The organism is Bacteroidota bacterium, from assembly GCA_016721765.1.
In the GTDB taxonomy this organism is placed as follows: Bacteria; Bacteroidota; Bacteroidia; order UBA4408; family UBA4408; genus UBA4408.
In genome coordinates, this window is sequence record JADKHO010000002.1 from 840,881 (window position 1) to 859,999 (window position 19,119).

The 19,119-nt window shown below is 38.2% G+C and carries 18 protein-coding genes; 14 read left to right on the plus strand and 4 right to left on the minus strand.

Annotation, left to right across the window (positions count from 1 at the left end):
- Positions 1-76: 76 nt before the first annotated feature.
- The 3 genes from uvrB to IPP32_11815 all read left to right on the plus strand — a co-directional run bounded on the left by uvrB (position 77) and on the right by IPP32_11815 (position 5,470).
- Positions 77-2,110, plus strand: a complete 2,034-nt coding sequence (gene uvrB / locus IPP32_11805; GenBank protein ID MBL0048767.1) for an excinuclease ABC subunit UvrB — start codon at positions 77-79, stop codon at positions 2,108-2,110.
- A 148-nt stretch (positions 2,111-2,258) separates the two neighbouring features.
- Complete coding sequence (locus IPP32_11810; protein MBL0048768.1) at positions 2,259-3,251, plus strand: hypothetical protein; 993 nt, start codon at positions 2,259-2,261, stop codon at positions 3,249-3,251.
- Positions 3,252-3,382: 131 nt separating this feature from the next.
- Positions 3,383-5,470 carry a gliding motility-associated C-terminal domain-containing protein gene (locus IPP32_11815; protein ID MBL0048769.1) on the plus strand — a complete coding sequence of 696 codons (2,088 nt, stop codon included), beginning with the start codon at positions 3,383-3,385 and terminating at the stop codon, positions 5,468-5,470.
- A 1-nt stretch (position 5,471) separates the two neighbouring features.
- Here the strand turns inward: IPP32_11815 and IPP32_11820 are convergent, their stop codons facing one another.
- Positions 5,472-6,494, minus strand: a complete 1,023-nt coding sequence (locus tag IPP32_11820; protein MBL0048770.1) for an SPASM domain-containing protein — start codon at positions 6,492-6,494, stop codon at positions 5,472-5,474.
- A gap of 152 nt (positions 6,495-6,646) precedes the next feature.
- Here IPP32_11820 and IPP32_11825 point away from each other — a divergent pair, with 152 nt between their 5' ends.
- The 8 genes from IPP32_11825 (at position 6,647) to IPP32_11860 (ending at position 13,704) form a co-directional block, all read left to right on the plus strand.
- Positions 6,647-9,049: an MMPL family transporter gene (locus IPP32_11825; protein MBL0048771.1), complete on the plus strand. Its 2,403-nt coding sequence runs from the start codon at positions 6,647-6,649 to the stop codon at positions 9,047-9,049.
- Positions 9,046-9,906: a glucose-1-phosphate thymidylyltransferase RfbA gene (gene rfbA, locus IPP32_11830; GenBank protein MBL0048772.1), complete on the plus strand. Its 861-nt coding sequence runs from the start codon at positions 9,046-9,048 to the stop codon at positions 9,904-9,906. Before IPP32_11825 ends, rfbA begins: the two co-directional genes overlap by 4 nt.
- 19 nt (positions 9,907-9,925) lie before the next feature.
- Positions 9,926-10,870 (plus strand): NAD-dependent epimerase/dehydratase family protein, encoded by a 945-nt coding sequence (locus IPP32_11835; GenBank protein MBL0048773.1) that lies wholly within the window; start codon positions 9,926-9,928, stop codon positions 10,868-10,870.
- Positions 10,871-10,896: 26 nt separating this feature from the next.
- Positions 10,897-11,877 (plus strand): polyprenyl synthetase family protein, encoded by a 981-nt coding sequence (locus tag IPP32_11840; GenBank protein ID MBL0048774.1) that lies wholly within the window; start codon positions 10,897-10,899, stop codon positions 11,875-11,877.
- Positions 11,878-11,889: 12 nt separating this feature from the next.
- A complete protein-coding gene (locus tag IPP32_11845; protein MBL0048775.1) occupies positions 11,890-12,801 on the plus strand; it encodes a hypothetical protein in 912 nt (303 codons plus the stop codon).
- A gap of 96 nt (positions 12,802-12,897) precedes the next feature.
- The gene (locus tag IPP32_11850; GenBank protein ID MBL0048776.1) at positions 12,898-13,083 is read left to right on the plus strand and encodes a hypothetical protein; all 186 of its coding nucleotides are present in this window, start codon (positions 12,898-12,900) and stop codon (positions 13,081-13,083) included.
- Between the two features lie 103 nt (positions 13,084-13,186).
- A complete protein-coding gene (locus IPP32_11855; GenBank protein MBL0048777.1) occupies positions 13,187-13,390 on the plus strand; it encodes a hypothetical protein in 204 nt (67 codons plus the stop codon).
- An 83-nt stretch (positions 13,391-13,473) separates the two neighbouring features.
- Positions 13,474-13,704 (plus strand): hypothetical protein, encoded by a 231-nt coding sequence (locus IPP32_11860; GenBank protein ID MBL0048778.1) that lies wholly within the window; start codon positions 13,474-13,476, stop codon positions 13,702-13,704.
- A 5-nt stretch (positions 13,705-13,709) separates the two neighbouring features.
- Here IPP32_11860 and IPP32_11865 read toward each other — a convergent pair whose 3' ends face one another.
- Entirely contained in the window at positions 13,710-14,873 is a 1,164-nt protein-coding gene (locus IPP32_11865; protein ID MBL0048779.1) for a sigma-54-dependent Fis family transcriptional regulator, read from the minus strand.
- Between the two features lie 6 nt (positions 14,874-14,879).
- Positions 14,880-15,818, minus strand: a complete 939-nt coding sequence (locus tag IPP32_11870; protein ID MBL0048780.1) for an exopolyphosphatase — start codon at positions 15,816-15,818, stop codon at positions 14,880-14,882.
- 173 nt (positions 15,819-15,991) lie between these two features.
- Here IPP32_11870 and bioD point away from each other — a divergent pair, with 173 nt between their 5' ends.
- Together bioD and IPP32_11880 are read left to right on the plus strand one after the other, a co-directional pair.
- Positions 15,992-16,612: a dethiobiotin synthase gene (bioD, locus tag IPP32_11875; GenBank protein ID MBL0048781.1), complete on the plus strand. Its 621-nt coding sequence runs from the start codon at positions 15,992-15,994 to the stop codon at positions 16,610-16,612.
- Positions 16,609-17,154, plus strand: a complete 546-nt coding sequence (locus IPP32_11880; GenBank protein ID MBL0048782.1) for a hypothetical protein — start codon at positions 16,609-16,611, stop codon at positions 17,152-17,154. The genes bioD and IPP32_11880 overlap by 4 nt, the downstream gene beginning before the upstream one ends.
- Before the next feature lie 2 nt (positions 17,155-17,156).
- On the opposite strand, the gene IPP32_11885 is transcribed toward IPP32_11880, so the two are convergent.
- Complete coding sequence (locus tag IPP32_11885) at positions 17,157-17,720, minus strand: 1-acyl-sn-glycerol-3-phosphate acyltransferase (protein ID MBL0048783.1); 564 nt, start codon at positions 17,718-17,720, stop codon at positions 17,157-17,159.
- 117 nt (positions 17,721-17,837) lie between these two features.
- Between IPP32_11885 and preA the strand changes: the two genes are divergently transcribed.
- Positions 17,838-19,106: an NAD-dependent dihydropyrimidine dehydrogenase subunit PreA gene (gene preA / locus IPP32_11890; protein MBL0048784.1), complete on the plus strand. Its 1,269-nt coding sequence runs from the start codon at positions 17,838-17,840 to the stop codon at positions 19,104-19,106.
- Positions 19,107-19,119: the final 13 nt, after the last annotated feature.

Sequence of the window (19,119 nt, forward strand, 5' to 3'; positions counted from 1 at the left end):
ATCCGCACAATCCGCTTAATCCGCGTTCTATTTAAAAACTACCTAAATTTCCCCATCAAAGCCTTAACTTTGCAAAATGGAATTCGAAATAACATCCGATTTTAAACCTACCGGCGACCAACCCGAAGCAATTAAGCAATTAGTTGAGGGAGTTAGAAATGAGGCGCAATCACAAACCTTGCTCGGTGTTACAGGTTCCGGTAAAACTTTTACCATTGCCAATGTCATTCAGCAAACCGGGAAACCTACGTTGGTATTGAGTCACAACAAAACACTTGCCGCCCAATTGTATGGTGAGTTTAAACAGTTTTTTCCAAAAAATGCAGTGGAGTATTTTGTCTCCTATTACGATTATTATCAGCCAGAAGCCTATTTACCTACAACCAATACTTACATCGAAAAGGATCTTTCCATAAACGATGAAATTGAAAAACTCCGATTAAGTACTACTTCTTCCCTCCTATCCGGAAGGCGCGACATTATTGTTGTTTCGAGTGTTTCGTGTATCTATGGTATGGGAAATCCGGAAGACTTTAACAACAACATCATTAAAATAAAAAAAGGGCAAGTCATCACCCGAAATCAGTTTTTGCATCAGTTGGTGAGTAGCCTTTATTCGCGCAGTGAAGGAGATTTTAACCGTGGTAATTTCCGAGTAAAAGGCGATACAGTGGATGTGTTTTTAGCTTACGCAGATTTTGGGTATCGCTTTGTTTTTTGGGGAGATGAAATTGAAGAAATTGAATCTTTTGATCCCATGACAGGCATGAAAATAGAGGCTTTCACCGAAGTGGTGATTAACCCTGCCAATTTATTTGTTACTACCAAAGAAACCATGCTGAAAGCCATTTGGCAAATTCAGGAGGATATGGTGAAACAAGTTGATTATTTTAAAGAAATTGGCAAACACCTGGAAGCAAAACGACTCGAAGACCGGGTGACCTATGATCTTGAAATGATGCGTGAATTGGGCTATTGCAGCGGTATCGAGAATTATTCCCGCTATTTTGACGGGCGCGCACAAGGCACTCGTCCATTTTGTTTGCTCGATTATTTTCCGGAAGATTACATGATGGTGATTGATGAAAGCCATGTTACCGTTTCGCAAATTAAAGCGATGTATGGAGGCGATCGTTCGCGCAAGCAAAACCTTGTAGAATACGGATTTCGCTTACCTTCCGCCATGGATAATCGTCCTTTAAAATTTGAAGAGTTTGAAACGCTCACTCAACAAACCATTTATGTGAGCGCTACTCCCGCCGATTATGAATTGGAAAAAAGTGGTGGGGTAATCGTTGAACAATTAATTCGCCCAACCGGTTTGCTGGATCCGATTATTGAAGTAAAACCAAGCGTGAATCAAATTGATGATTTACTGGATGAAACAGCCCAACGTGTTGAAAAAAAGGAACGCGTTTTAGTAACCACGCTGACCAAGCGCATGGCCGAAGAATTGGCGAAGTACATGACCAACCTCAATATAAAATGCCGTTACATTCACTCCGAAGTAGATACCTTGGAGCGCGTGGAAATATTACGCGATTTGCGTTTAGGAACTTTTGACGTATTGATAGGTGTGAACTTATTGCGCGAAGGCTTGGATTTACCGGAAGTTTCGCTGGTTGCCATTTTAGATGCAGATAAAGAAGGATTTTTACGCAGTACCCGTTCACTTACACAAACAGCAGGTCGAGCTGCCCGAAATTTGAATGGTAAAGTAATTATGTATGCCGATAAAATGACCGACAGCATGCAACGCACCATTGACCAAACGAATTACCGCCGTGAAAAACAATTGGCCTACAACATCGAAAACAATATTACTCCACAACAAATTGTAAAATCGCGCGAATCCATCATGGGTCAAACCAAGGTAGCCGACAATCATTTTAATTTTGACCGTGCCGCTAAAGCTTATGAAGAGCGCAATGAGATTGATATTGCAGCAGATCCGGTAGTTCAATTTATGAGTCTGGAACAATTGGAAAAGGCGATTTTAAATACACGTAAACAAATGGAAAAAGCGGCCAAAGAACTTGATTTTATTAGCGCTGCACGATTAAGAGACGAGTTATACGGCTTGGAAAAAATGCAGGATAAAAAAAGATAAAATTTACAATAACCTCCTTACAATAAATAAGAATTATTTAAGTTAATGTAACTAGAATGAGATTTAATTGTTAACTCAAACTACTGAATCCTAATCGCTTGCAAACTTAAAATTGTTTACTTTTGTGAAACTCAAAAACTCAACAAACATGAAATCTAACGTGCAAAAACAAACAAGCATCTTTCGAAAATTAAATTTCAAAAACATGCAACGCGCAAGCATTTGTATAGCTGTGCTGCTGATACTTGGAACTATTTCGTCTTGCAAAAAGAAAGACAGTGATCCGGAACCTGAATTAGATGCGCAAACGCAGCAATTTAACGACGATGCCAATAAGTATAAGAATGAATCTGACGAGGTTAGTGACAATATTAATGCGTATATAAAAGACATTCCTGCATTTGGACGCATGGCTGGTCCGGCTAGTACGCCTATCTGCGGTGTAACAGTGGATTCTTCACAACTAGCACAAAAAATATTATTCTTTAACTTCGATGGGGTTACCTCCTGTTTAAGTCCATCCAGAATTAGGTCTGGTCAAATTAAAGTACAGTTAACAAGTGGTGTGCATTGGAGCGATCCGGGCGCTGTATTAACTGAAACTTTTATCAATTATAAAGTAGTTCGTCAAAGCGATAACAAATCCATCACCATTAATGGAGTTAAAAAAATAACCAACGTGAATGGCAACAATTGGCTTGGATTTATTTTGGGCACAGCAAATTTAAAATACAAGGAGCGCGCATTTAATGTTCAAGTTAAATTCGACAATGCCCAAACTGCAACTTGGAATTCAGCTCACGTTACCGAATACAGCTATGCTCCGGCGAGTTCAAAAACTACCTTTTCCTGTTTAGGTGATACTTCATTGAATGGCTATAGCAATGTGAGTGCTTGGGGAGTAAATCGATTTTCTCAAACTTTTACAACCAATTATAATTCAGCCTGGGTTTCCAATTCGTATTGCGGTTTTTGGCGCCCTATTTCGGGTGAGCTGGTGCACCATGTTAACAATTCCGATTTTACTCTAACACTTGGAGTGGATCAAAACGGAGTTCCAAATAATGCTAATTGTTCCTACGGTTATAAAGTAACTTGGGTGAGTGGCAACAGCAATGGCAGTGTTGTGCTGAGCTATTAATCGAAACTGAATTCTTCAAAAAAAATCCGGTGAGTTTTCATCGGATTTTTTTTTGCGCTAGTTTAAGTCATTTCATCCACCGAAAAATCATCCCTTTTAGTGAACTTTAGTTTAACTTTGTTCCTTACATTATGACCCGAGTTAAATTAATTTTTCAGTGCATCTTTTTTTTATGTTTCATCAAAGGAGGCAGCCTTGTTCAGGCACAATGCATTGTAATTAATGAAATATTAATTAATGGTCCGGGCAGTTGTGATGGAAGTTGTAATCCAAGCACCGAAGAATGGACTGAATTGTATAACACTTGCTCAACACCTGTAAATATTGGCTGTTTCGTTCTTTCTGACGGTGAATTCACAGTAACCATTCCTCAAGGTACAATTTTAGCAGCCAATGATTACTATGTAATTGGAAGTCCTAATTCAGGTGGAACTGTTGATCTTAATTTAGCAACCTGTAATTGCGCAAGCGGAACGCTCATTGGAACCTACAGCAACAGTGATGAGCAGACTGTATTATTTAATGGTAGCGGAGCAATTGTAGACGCAGTGTATTGGGGCAATGGAGATTTCCCAATGAATATAAGCTCGGGTGGACCTGGTGCTTGTTCAAATGTGAATGTCAATATTTCGAACGTTTCAACGGCTTTTGAACACTTGCCTACACCCGGAACAAATGGTTGCAGTGTTGCTCGAAAATGTGATGGTTCATCAGTTTGGGAACAACGCTGTGCTCCACTTATGTCGATTAATGCCACAAATGGTGCTCCATTGGTACCTGCTTTTATAGCAAGCGACACCACAATATGTCCCAGCAATTGTGTGAATTACACCAACTTAAGTACTGGAACGGCAACGTCATGGCTTTGGTCATTTGCAGGCGCATCACCCATTTCGAGCTCAACAGCTTACAGCCCCAATTTTATTTGTTATGTCTCAAACGGTAGTTATACAGTTACCTTGCAAGGAACGAATGGCTGCGGTACGTTTACACTTACAAAACCCGGCTATATCACAGTTTCATCTATCCCTGTTCCGCAAATTAGTCCTAGTGCTCCTCAAGCTTTTTGCCCGGGCGACTCCGTTTTACTGAGCAGTACTGTTGGCGCAGGTTATCAGTGGAAACTGAACAATGTTAATATACCGGGCGCAACGCAACAAACCTTATGGGCAAAAACGCCCGGTTCTTATTCGGTTAAAATTGGAAGTGGAAATTGCACCAATACATCTCCACCGGTAACCGTTTCCCTGAGTGCTTTGCCTACTGCTACTATTTCTGCAAATGGCCCAACAACTATATGCACCGGTGGAACAAGCAGTTTATCAGCAGGAAGCGGTTTTAACAGTTATGCCTGGTTATTCAACAATGCACTTCTGAGTGGAGAAACGGCATCCACCTTGAGTGTTAGTAATCCTGGAAATTACACTGTTATTGTTACCAACAGCAACGGTTGCAAAGATACCTCGCTAGCTACCACCATTGGATTTTCGACCGGCTTTAGTGTTACCATTTTAGCTACTGACACTGTCTTTTGCAAAGGAAAAAATGTGCAATTATCGCTCTCCGCATCTTATCCAACTGTTCTATGGTCAACTGGTGAAAATACACCAACAATTGCTGTTACATTAGGTGGAAAATATTCGGTGATTGCCTCTAATTCGGCAGGGTGCAGTGGAAAAGATACTATTCGTGTTCGCATGCTTCCGGCCCCCAGTGCGAATGCCGGAAAAGATACTTTGGCGGATTGCACCAATGGTGCTAAACTCAATGGAAGCAGCAGTGGAACAACGTTTTTATGGTCGCCATCAGATGGATTAGACGATCCCACCGTCTTAAACCCAATTGCCAAACCCGAATCTACAACCACTTACACCTTAACCGTTTCGGATGCCTTATGCAGTTGGAGCGATGAAGTGCTTGTGACTGTAGATTGTGGTAACTTGTACATTCCAAATTCTTTTTCCCCGAATGGTGATGGAATGAATGATTATTTTAAAGCCTTAGGGAACAATGTCACGGAATTTGAAATGCGCATTTACAACCGTTGGGGAGAATTGATTTTTGAAAGTACACAAATCAACCAAGCTTGGGATGGTACGTATATGAATTATCCGGCACCTTCGGGTGTGTATGTGCGGGAAATTAAAGCGGTTAATCCCTTAGGGAAAAAGCTTTTAAGTGATGCGATGCGATTTGGTACAATTGTGCTGTATCGATAATTTATGCCCAGACTTTAGTTCCTTCCGTACAATTTTTACAAATATCAATCTCACTGCGCGACTTCATTAACGCTGTTCTAAAACGATTGTAAGCATCATTTTGCCATACTTCTTTAAAGGAATTGGATTTAAGCACACCAAATTGATGGCTTGCATCTTTATCAAAACAACACGGAACTACACGCCCATCCCAAGTTATGACACTCGAATGCCACAATTTCCAGCAATGGTTTTGTAGTTTATTTTTAAGTTCATACTTCCCTTTTTCATTCTTCCTATACCTCGAAAAAATCGAGTTTTCAGGAATCAAAGGATTACCATTTTCGTAGTCGTACACCTGTGCTGTTTTAAACTTCACTTCATCCACACCAAGTGTATCAGCTAACTTTTGCACTTCTTCTGTTTGATGCTCATTGGGTTTTACAACAAGAAACTGGAAAACAATGTGCGGAGTGTTGGATTTTAATTCCTTTTTCCATTTCACAATATTCTTAGTGCCTTCGATTACTTTGCTCAGTGTACCACCAATACGATAGGACTCATAGGTTTCCTGAGTAGTGCCATCAATACTAATAAGCAAGCGATCGAGCCCTGAAAGGACAGTTTGGCGGGCATTTTCATCGTTTAAATAATGCGCATTAGTGGAAGTAGAAGTGTAAATATTACGAGAGGATGCGTATTTCACCATTTCTAAAAAACGAGGATTGAGGTAGGGTTCACCTTGAAAATAAAAAGTTAGGTACAACAAATGCCCTTTTAGCTCATCAATTGTTTTTGTAAAAAATCCGTTATCCAACATGCCGGTAGGCCGCGTAAATTCGCGCTTTCCGCTCGGGCATTCCGGACAACGTAAATTGCACGAAGTGGTTGGCTCGATGGCTAAACTAATTGGTAAACCCCATTGAAAAGGAATTGAACGTAGTCGGGATAAATAATAACTCGATACCACTTTTGTAGCATTTAAAGCCTTGCGTATGGTGAGTTTTGAAAGCAGTTGCCTGCCTGCAATTAATTTTGCTTTCAATTAGTAAGTTATGAATCGCTGCGAAGATACACATCCACCTGAAATGATTCTTATCAGTTTCGATGGCTGAATAATTAGATTCAAGCGAAAAGACTAGCTGAACAAAATAATTTATTTACATTTAACTCCTCAAAAAAACACACCAAAACACTATGTGGGCAGCAATCGCTCGAATCACGCTTCGTAATCGTTTAACCATACTTTCTGTTTTTGCAGTCATAACTGCATTTTTTGCCTATCAAGCTTCTTTTGTTCAAATTACTTACGAATTTGCGCATTTATTACCTAAAAACGATAGTGCAGCAGTAAACTATGTGGAGTTTAAAAAACAATTTGGCGAGGATGGAAATGTGATGGTTATTGGGATTGATGATACCGATTTATTTAAACTCGATAAGTATAACGACTGGTACGACCTCACCTACAGCATTAAAAAAGTGGATGGAATTCAGGAAGTAGTTTCAGTGGCAAGGCTATTTAATTTATCCGCAAACGATTCGCTCGAACAATTTCAGTTTAACCCTATCATCACTAAAAGGCCCACCACGCAGGAGGAAGTTGACAGCATTAAAAAGGTTATTTATAGCTTACCCTTTTACAGTGGAATTATCTACAACAAAGAGAATCATGCTACCTTAATGGCCATTACTTTCGACAAAGTAAAACTCAATACCAAAACCCGTTTGAGTATTGTGGACTCGATAAAAGTTAGAACCAGCGCTTTTGAACTGAAACATAAAGAAGAATTACATTATTCAGGTTTACCCTATATCCGCACCAATATTGCGCGAAAAATCGCCTCCGAAATGGTGCTATTTCTTGGCTTGGCATTTTTAGTGACACTTGTCATTCTTTCGATTTTTTTCCGCTCCTTTTACCCCGTTGTATTTTCACTATTGGTGATAATCATTGGGGTGATATGGTCGTTTGGAACTATTTATTTGTTGGGGTATAAAATTACCGCCTTATCGGGATTAATACCTCCACTGATTATTGTTATTGGCATTCCCAATTGCATTTTATTGTTGAATAAATACCACGCCGAAATCAACAAACACGGCAATAAAATAAAGGCTCTTTCACGCATGGTTGAAAAGATAGGTGTTTCAACCTTTTTTGCCAATGTTACTACGTCGATTGGATTTGGTGTATTTTATTTCACGCACAGTCAAATTTTGGTTGAATTTGGACTGGTTACTGCATTAAATGTGATGGGGACTTACCTTACTTCTCTGCTTTTAATACCCATCATATTTAGTTTTTTACCGGCTCCAAAGGATAAGCATACGAGTCATTTGGATGCTAAGCGCATTACTAAAATATTATCCGGCATTGATTATTGGGTGCATCATTACCGCCGTCGCATTTATATTGGCGTGGTGGTGCTTGTATTGATTTCGTTTTATGGCGTGAGTCGCATAAAAGTGATAGGATATGTGGTGGATGATTTACCTAAAAAAGATCCCATTTATGTTGATTTAAAATACTTTGAAGCCAATTATCATGGGGTTTTACCATTTGAAATAACCATCGATACCAAGAAAAAAGGCGCTGCACTTTCACTCAATACACTTTACAAAATAAATAAACTCCAAAAAGAATTAAAGACCTATCCTGAATTTTCAAAACCGGTATCGGTAGTTGAAGCCATTAAATTTTCCTATCAAGCTTATAAAGGCGGAGAACCTAAATATTACATTCTTCCAAATGGCTTGGAATTGGGCAAAATGTCGAGCTACTTTGTGAATTCGAAACAAAAAAAGCAAGGCATGTTTAAAGCTTTTATTGACAGCAATCGGCAAATCACCCGAGTGAGTCTGCAAATGGCAGATGTTGGCTCAATAAGGATGAAAGAGCTGGTGCGAGAAATAAAACCTAAAGTGGATTCTATTTTTGACCCACAAAAATTTGATGTGAAATTAAACGGAAATAGTTTGATGTTTTTAAAAGGAAACAATTACCTTGTCAAGAATTTACAGGAAAGTGTTTTGTTGGCAATATTTCTGATTTCGCTGGTGATGGTATCACTCTTTGCCTCTTTTCGCATGGTGATTATTTCGGTTTTACCCAGCATTATTCCCCTTATTATAACCGCAGGATTAATGGGCTATTTTCATATTCCTTTAAAGCCCTCCACCATATTAATTTTTAGTATTGCCTTCGGGATTGCATCCGATGGTAATATGTATTTTCTTACAAAATATAAGCAGGAACTGAAGAATCATCAGTTCAGCATCTCCAAAACTGTGTCCCTTACCATTCGCGAAACCGGTGTGAGCATGATTTATACGGCGATTATATTATTTTGTGGATTTGGGATTTTCTCGGCATCCAGTTTTGGTGGAACTGCCGCATTGGGAATTTTAATTTCCCTCACCCTTTTGGTATCTTATTGTTCCAATTTAATATTACTTCCTTGCTTTTTACTTTCGCTTGAAAAAAGACTAACGATGAAAGCATTTACAAAAGAGCCACTTTTCCAAATATACGATGAAGAGGAAGACATTGAGTTGGATCATCTAGAAATCCAAAAAACTAAAAACAAACCCGAATGAAAGGAATTATTTTAGCCGGAGGTTCCGGAACGCGACTACACCCGCTAACCTTGGCGGTGAGTAAGCAACTTATGCCGGTGTACGATAAACCAATGATTTATTATCCACTATCTATTTTAATGCTTGCCGGCATAAGAGAAATTTTAATCATTTCCACTCCTACCGATTTGCCTAATTTTGAACGTTTGCTGGGCGATGGCGCACAATTGGGATGTTCTTTTAGCTATGCCGTTCAGGAAATTCCGAATGGGCTTGCACAAGCATTTGTTATTGGAGAAAAATTTATTGGAAAAGATTCAGTAGCCCTCGTGCTGGGCGATAATATTTTTTACGACCGTGGATTAGGTAGCATGTTGCGCGAAAATGCTAATCCGGATGGTGCGGTAGTATTTGCTTATCGGGTTTCTGATCCTGAAAGATATGGTGTAGTAGAGTTTGATAAAAACAATACCGCCATCTCTATAGAGGAAAAGCCCTCACAGCCAAAATCCAATTATGCAGTTCCGGGCCTCTATTTTTATGACAATACAGTAATCGAAATTGCAAAAAATTTAAAACCCAGTCCACGCGGTGAATATGAAATTACCGATGTGAACAAGCATTATCTTCTAAATAAAAAATTAAAAGTGGGCATCTTTCAAAGAGGCGCTGCATGGTTAGATTCAGGTACCTTTGCATCGCTCATGCAAGCAAGCCAATTTGTGCAGGTGATTGAAGAGCGGCAAGGGCAAAAAATCGGTTGTATTGAAGAAGTCGCTTATCGAATGAAATTCATCACTAAAGAACAATTGATTAAAATTGCACAACCATTAACCAAAAGTGGTTATGGAACTTATTTATTAAATCTCGAAGAATAATTTTAAAAGTAGGATAGAAGTGAAAGACGTTGTAAAAATATTAGTTACCGGTGGTGCCGGATTTATTGGAAGTGCACTGGCCGAAAAATTGGCAGAAAAAAAAGAAAACCTAATTGTTATAGTAGATAATTTGGTTACAGGGATTATTGAAAAGCTACCTACCAGCAAACACGGTAACATTAAGTTCATTAAATGTGATGTAAACAATTTCAGAGATATTTCCGGAGTATTTTATTCCTTTTCATTTGATTATGTTTTTCATTATGCTGCTTTAGTTGGAGTAAAAAGAACATTGGAGAATCCGGTAAGCGTGCTGGATGACATTGAAGGACTTAAAAATATATTAAGCCTTTCTAAAAATACTGGGGTGAAGCGAGTGTATTATTCCTCTTCCTCAGAGGTATATGGTGAACCGGTGGAGTTTCCTCAAAATGAACATACAACCCCCCTCAACTCGCGCCTACCTTATGCAATTGTAAAAAATGTGGGAGAAGCGTTCTTAAAATCCTACTATAAAGAATATGGTTTAGAATACACCATTTTTAGGTTCTTTAATACTTATGGACCAAAACAAAGTAAAGACTTTGTGGTATCTAAATTTATTTCAAGGGCCCTAAAAAACAGGGAGATTACCATATATGGCGATGGTAGCCAAACACGCACCTTTTGTTATATCAACGATAATATTGAAGCAACCACACACGCATTTTATAACAACAAATTCGTAAACGATGTAGTGAACATAGGTGGAGAACAAGAAATAAGTATTTTGAATCTTGCCAAAACCATTATTCGAACCACCTATTCCACCTCAAAAATTGTGCACCATCATGCCCTTGAAGAAGGCGATATGACCCGCAGAAAGCCGGATGCTACCAAAATGAAAAAATTGTTGAATCATACTTTAATGCCTTTGGAAGAAGGTTTAAAAATTGTAATTGAAAACAATCATTTTATTCTATAACCCATACTCTTTATAACTTCATTGCTTTGAACACCTTGCTTTCGCTGCAAAAGCGCATAAACTCAGAAATTAATTCATATTCTGCAACGCTTCAATTAAGTCCGGCCGAATTGTATGAACCCATATCCTACACCTTATTATTAGGTGGGAAAAGAATGCGCCCTGTATTGCTCTTAATGGCTTGCGATTTATTTGATGGCAATATCGATACCGCCATTCAACCCGCATTGGGAATTGAAGTTTTTCACAATTTCACTTTGTTGCACGATGATATAATGGACAAGGCACCCTTGCGCAGAAATCAAGCTACGGTGCACGAAAAGTGGAACAGTAATGTAGCTATTTTATCGGGCGATACAATGTTTGTGAAGTCGTATCAGCTTATTATGCAAACACCTGATGCACATTTGAGGGCGGCTCTTGAAATTTTTTGCCAAACAGCAATAGAGGTGTGTGAAGGTCAGCAACTCGATATGAATTTTGAAACACAAAAAAATGTTTCGATTGCCGATTATTTGCACATGATTTCTTTAAAAACCGCTGTGCTACTTGCCGCGAGTTTAAAAATTGGTGCAATCATAGGAGGAGCAAATTCACCAAATGCGCAATCATTGTATGATTTTGGTAAAAATATAGGCATTGCATTTCAATTGCAGGACGACATTTTAGATGTTTTTGGAGATGCAAAAAAATTCGGAAAACAAGTGGGTGGAGATATTTTATCGAACAAAAAAACCTTTTTGCTTTTGAGTGCCTTGGAACAAGCAAAGGGCAATAACTTAGAAGACTTAAACTCCTGGTTAAGCAAAACAACTTTTGTAGCAGACGAAAAAATTGGAGCTGTTAAATCGCTTTTCGAAAAGCTTCAAGTAAAATCGATGGCTGAAGCCAAAATGAATGAATATTATCAATTAGCCATACACCATTTAAATGAGGTGAATTGTAATCCCGAAAAAAAAGCAAGCCTTCTGGCTTTTGCAGAAAGTTTAATGGTTCGTGAAATTTAATTCAATCGAGTAATGAAAATTTTGATACTTATTTTACGCATACTACTTGGTGCAGTATTTATTTTTTCGGCCATTAGCAAACTCTTTCCAATTGAGGTATTTGAACTTAATTTTGTATATCAAGGAATTAGTGGTTGGGAGCTGGCACCATATCTTTCGAGAGGATTAATTATTCTGGAGTTATTTTTAGGACTTGCTCTTTTATTTAATTCCCTTTTAAAACAATTTATTTTACCGGCTACATTTTTATTACTACTGATTTTCACTGTGTATCTTTTTTATTCAATCGCAAAAGATGGTAATTCAGGGAACTGTGGTTGTTTTGGAACCCTACTTCCCATGACTCCGCTCGAATCTATAATTAAAAACATAGCATTAATGCTGCTCACAGCGTTTATTTTTATTAAAACTGAAAAAAAATCCTGGAATTTAAAATGGTTATTGCCTAGCGTATTTATTGTAGCTTCAACAACGATTGTTCTCCTTTTCCCAATATATGATTATTCTTACGAAACCAAGCCCATTGGCAGTGAAATGGCCGATATTGCTGTAATAAAAGGTTTTAAAGGTGATCCGAAAGCAAATTTACAGGAAGGAAAAAAATTGGTTGCTGTCTTCAATATGGCCTGCAGTCATTGTGTAGAAGTAGCCTTAAAAATTAATGCCGCAAGGTCCAGAATTAAATTGCCACCTACGTATTTTGTTTTACTAGGGGACAGTACTGAGATTAAAGAATTTTATGACCTCACCAATTCAAATGCGCCTTACGTACTAATGCAATCACAGGATTTTATAAAACAGTTTCACTCCGGATGGCCAAGAGTTTTTCTTATAGAAAATGGTATTATAAAATTCGATAATGACCATAAAACCTTTAATGGAGCTTATTTTGAAGAGCAAGTGACCCAGTTTTTAAGTAAATAGATTTAGTAAGATATATTCAAATTTGATTTTGCCGAGAATTTTATACTCCTATCTTTGTCCCTGAAATATTTCAAAAAACTAAACCAAATCAACAAAATGAAAAAATTATCTTTATTAGCAATTGCTGCTGTATTAGTTGCAGGATCATTTTCTTCTTGCAAGAAGTGTATTACATGTTCTATCGGTGGTGTTGAAGGATCTGAAGTGTGTGGTAAAAAATCAGAAAGAACTGCTTATGAAACTACTTGTAAAAATGCAGGTGGAACAGTTAAAACTAAGTAATTTTTAATTGCTTAATAAAAAAACCCGCTAATTGCGGGTTTTTTTATGCGCGGTACTGTAAAAACTTTTTAATAATTTTCCGCCTTAAATATTCTTCCAAATCATGACGCGTAAAATCTACATCTTTTTTTCATTGGTTCTTGTTCTTGTAAATTGTTCTTGCAAAAAATGCATCCGTTGCAGTTATGATAATAATTTTGGTACCAGGGTAACTTTACAGGAATATTGTGGTAAATCAAAAAACCTCACCAAGTATAAAGACGCCTATAAAGACTATAAAAACTTTACATGCGAAGAAATAAAATGAGAAGCAAATCGCGGACATGCTTCATTAAGTTAAATATATTTTTATTTTTGCATTCATTCATATCAGAAACAAAATAGTATACAATGAAAAAAACGCTCCTCCTTCTTGTAGTTTGTTCAGTAATTGCTGGGTTTTCATCTTCTTGCAAACGTTGTTCTACCTGCTCTTATACCTACCGACCATTCGGGGCTTCTGCAGATTCTACTGTTGAGGTACCTCAAAGTTGTGGTAATAAGCAAGAACGCACTGCTTATGAAAATAATGTTAAAGCTGAGGCTTCAATGGTTGGGGGCGAAGTTACCTGCGATAATTAAGCAAACTATTTCAATGGACTTGCGAAAGCAAGTACTTCTTTATCACTGATTGTTTTATCGCACAATATCAACAAACGTTCAATTACGTTTTTGAATTCACGTATATTACCTGTCCATTTCATTTTTTGTAATTCCTTTATTGCCTCTGAGCTTATTGATTTCTGAGGCATGCCATGCTCTTCACATAAACGCGTAAGGAAATATTCTGTTAACAAGGGAATATCTTCTTTTCGTTCAGTTAACGAAGGCACATGAATAAGAATTACGCTTAAGCGATGATACAAGTCTTCGCGAAAGTTGTTATCGGCAATTTCTTTCTGAAGATTTTTATTGGTTGCTGCCACTACCCTCACATTCACTTTAATTTCCTTTTCACCACCTACTCGCGTAATTTTATTCTCTTGCAAGGCCCGCAGCACCTTAGCTTGGGCACTCAAACTCATATCCCCAATTTCGTCTAAAAAAATGGTGCCGCCTTCGGCTTGTTCAAACTTGCCCTTTCGTTGAGTAACAGCCGAAGTAAATGCCCCCTTCTCATGACCAAACAATTCGCTTTCTATTAATTCGGAAGGTATGGCTGCACAATTCACTTCAATGAGTGGTGCAGCTGAACGGTTGCTTTTTTCATGAATAAGTCGGGCAACCAATTCCTTTCCGGTACCATTTCCACCTGTAATGAGCACTCTAGCATCGGTAGGAGCAACACGCTCTATCATGCTCTTTATTTTAGCAATGGCTTCAGAAGTACCGATCATTTCGGTGCTTTTACTCAGCTTTTTCTTTAAGACTTTTGTTTCAGTAACTAAACTGGACTTATCCATGGCATTGCGCAAGGTCACCAGCAAGCGGTTCAAATCGAGCGGTTTGGAAATAAAATCAAAAGCTCCTTTTTTTACTGCTTCTACTGCTGTTTCAATATTTCCATGTCCCGAAATCATTACAACCGGCGTATCCAACTGCAAGGATTGAATTTTTTCAAGTACTTCAATGCCGTCTTTTTTGGGCATTTTCACATCGCATAAAATCAAATCATAGCCAGCCTTTTCAATTTTTGAAATACCTTCAGCACCATCTTCAGCTTCTTCCACTTTATGATTTTCGTACTCTAAAATTTCCCGTAAGGCTTTGCGAATGGGCTTTTCATCATCAATTATCAATATTTTCGACATCGTATCTTAGTTTATATGTAAAGTGCGCATCCTATTTGCGATAACTCCTTCCTTTAATGCATAAGTGCTGAGTCGCATGTTGGAAAGGGAATATCGTGTTAAAATATAGTTAGTAAATACCGCAGAAACTACAATCATATCAGCCCGCATTTCAATTATTCCGGGAGTTTGAAGTCGTTCAACTTTATTGGATAACAAAAGCTGCTGGTGTATGCTATAAAAATCATTCATGCAAAAATCATAACTGGTTTGACGGTTTAGGTCAATAGGCGTATAAAATTTAAATCCAATCATTTCAGCAAAGGTATCGAATGAACCGGAAGAGCCTATCAATTCAGTTACACCATGTTCCTCTATGGCAACTGAAAGGCTTTGAAGTTGCGTGTTAAAATAGTGCTCAATTGCTTTTACTTCTTGTTCCAAAATGGGATCATGTGGTTTGAATTTTTCGAGCAAGCGCGCAGCTCCAAGATTAAAGCTCTGCTTCCATAAAATTTCAGTTGCATTGCCAATGATAAATTCGGTACTTCCACCGCCAATATCCATAATCAAGGAGTTGTTGTGCGTTAAGGTTACACCCATACGCACACCTTCATAAATTAATGTTGCTTCCTTATCACCATCAATAACCTCCACCTCCAACAAAAAATTATCCTTCACTTGTTTTACAAACGCTGCACCATTCCTCGCACTTCGAATAGCTGAGGTAGCAAATGCTTGAATAGTTTCGACGTCAAATCGTTTTATAGTTTCCAAATGAGCTCCAATTGCAGCAATTCCACGCGCGAAAGGTAGGGGCAAAATTGTATCTGAATTAATACCTCCTTCACCTAACTTCACAGCAATCTTATCACTGAATTCAACTGTAAAACCATTATCTATGGAAAGGTGAGCAATTAATAAATTAAAGGTATTGGTTCCTAAATCAATTATGGCAATTCGCATAGAAAAATTGGAGCGTTGTGTTTTTTTTACGAAGGTATCGATTTATAGGAATTGACGCACACAAAGTTAGGAATTACAACCACCAATCGAATTTTTGAGATGTTCAATTTATATAATCAGCTTATTTTTATATCTTGCGTTCCAATAATTCTACTACTCAATCAATTCGTTCTATGCGTAATATTTTTGTCACTGGAATTGGCACAGATGTCGGTAAAACAGTTGTTTCGGCCATACTCGCAGAAGCGCTTCAATATGATTATTGGAAACCTGTGCAATCAGGCAGTTTTTACGGAACCGACTCTATCACTGTCCGAAACTTAGTAAAAAGTGAAAAGGTGTTTGTTCACCCTGAAGCTATATTATTAAAACATGCCTTATCTCCGCATGCAGCGGCCGAGCAAGAAGGTATTCACCTTGATGCCGAAAAAATTGAATTACCAAAATCAAACAATCGCATAATCATCGAAGGTTCAGGAGGCGTGTTAGTCCCCTTAAATCACCATTATTTTGTAGCCGATATGATTAAAAAATTCGATTGCGAAGCCGTGGTAGTAATTCAAAATTATTTAGGCAGCACCAATCATTCCTTGCTTTCGCTGGAAGCCCTGAAGGTGCGCAATATTCCAATTAAAGGATTGGTTTTTAATGGAGCTCCACACAAACCTACCGAAGAAATTATTACCCATTTTAGTGGTGCAAAAATTATTGGGAGAGTCTTGCCCGAAAAAGCCATAAATACGGATGTGATCCAAAAATATGCACAACAATTTAAAGAGTTTTTGTTTGCATGAAATCCACACCACGAATTCAAGTTAGCGCAAAGGACTTAACTACACATATTGAAATTACGCCGCTTCGTGATCCATTAAAATCGAATTTATTGGTAGCTTGGCTAGTTGTTTGGACCCTTTGCGGGATAATTGTTTTTTCTCAATTTTTTAGCAATATGAGTCGTGAAGAAAAATTGCTGATGGCAGTATGGATGGCATTCTGGGCCTATTTTGAATTTAAAATTGGAACGGCCTATCTGTGGCGAAAAAGTGGTGTAGAACACATCAGTATTGATTCCGAAAAATTAGTATACAGTCGCATTGTATCCGGAAAAGCGGAAACTAAATCCTACTCAACCGATACTATTTCGAACCTGGAAGTTTATGAATTTGGTAAAAATTCATTTAGCGATTCCTTTCAAAGTTCCTATTGGGTGCGGGGGAATGAAAGTGTATTCTTTACCTATTTTGGACAAAAAATTGGTTTGGGCTTGCAGCTCAACCTAGAAGAAGCAACGCTTTTGTATAAGGCAATTCAAAGAGCATTCAAGACAAAAAAATAAGCCTATTCGAAATATATTGCATCCACATTAAAATCTTCCGGATTTTTAGCTTGAATGGTAGCATAAAAAGCACGAATTTTTTCCCAATCACTTTTTTTATCTCCTGTCATTTTCAATACCGGTCCAAATCCTGCAGTGCGTGTTTTATAATCGATATAGCCCAGTACTACAGGTACATTGGCGGCAAGGGCGATGTGGTAAAAACCACTTTTCCATTTTGCTACCCGTTTGCGCGTTCCTTCCGGCGGGATGGCCAGAATTACACGGTCTTTACTTTTAAATAACTCCACCATTGAATCCACCAAGTGATGATTGCCTTTGCGCTCAACCGGTATACCGCCGCTTTTCAAAAAAATATTTTTTATTGGCCAAACAAACAATTCCTTCTTTGCTAAATAATTTATTTTTAGTTTAAAAAGATTGATAGAAACTATGCCATATACAAAATCCCAATTGCTGGTGTGTGGCGCTGCAATTACAATACAATGGGTAATATCGGGAGGAAGCGGAGTTCCTGTTTTCCAGCCTTTAAGGCGATAAAAAAGCTTAAATAAAAAAAGTACCATTCTATTTTTGGGCTTGCTTAGGTTGCGAATGTATTAAAATTAGAATTGCATTTGCGTTTTTTATTTTTTGATTTACTGAACAAAAATTTTACTTTCACGCATCTAAGTATTAAAACTATGGCAAATCTTGAGTCCTCCTTTTTAGGAATAAAATCTCCAAATCCTTTTTGGTTGGCGAGTGCTCCTCCAACAGATAAAAAAATAAATGTAATGCGCGCTTTCGAAGCCGGTTGGGGTGGTGTGGTATGGAAAACACTGGGCGACCAGGTTAAAAATGTTTCTTCACGCTACTCTTCTGTTGACTTTGGCGGGCACCGAGCCATGGGTTTTAATAATATTGAATTGATAAGTGATAGACCGCTTGAAATAAACTTGCGTGAAATTCGTGAAGTATTGAGAGAATTCCCCGACCGTGCCATGATTGTTTCGTTAATGGCAAACAATACCAAAGAAAGTTGGAGAGAACTGATTAAAAAAGTTCAGGATACCGGATGTCATGGTTTGGAATTAAATTTTGGCTGCCCCCACGGAATGGTGGAAAGAGGCATGGGTGCAGTGGTTGGACAAGACCCAAGCATTGCAAAAATGGTAGTGGAATGGGTAATGGAATATGCCGAAATTCCGGTTATCACAAAACTTACCCCCAATGTGCATTCGGTTGTTCCTGCCGGTGAGGCTGTGATTGCTGCCGGTACAAATGGACTTTCCTTAATAAATACCATTCAATCCATAACCGGTGTTGACCTCGATACTTTTGTTCCCAATCCCAATGTGGGTGGAATGAGTGTGTATGGCGGATATTGTGGCCCGGCAGTGAAGCCTATCGCACTTAAATTTTTGACTTCCCTTGGAAGAAATGAAAAAACTTCTAAAACGCCCATCTCCGGAATTGGCGGAATAAGTACCTGGAAAGATGCTGCAGAGTTTATGCTACTTGGCGCCAGTAACGTTCAGGTGTGCACCGCTGCCATGAAGCATGGTTTCCGCATTGTTACTGATATGTGTGATGGATTGAGCAACTGGATGGACGAAAAAGGATTTAAAACAATTGATGACTTTGTGGGGCTATCCATCAAAAAAATTACCCATTGGGAAGAATTAGATATCAATTACCACATTACTGCAAATATTGATCAGGAGAAATGCATACACTGCGGTTTGTGCTACATCGCTTGTGAAGATACCTCACATCAATCCATCGATATCCGCAAAGGAATGCCTTATAACACTTATACCATTAAAGAAGAGGAATGTGTTGGCTGCAACTTATGCAAAATCATGTGCCCGGTAAACGATTGCATTACCATGGTAGAACACCGAAAAGGACCTGAATACCTCAATTGGAAAGAATATCAAAAAAGAGGTCTGCCATTAAACGATCATTAATCCTTGCTTGCAA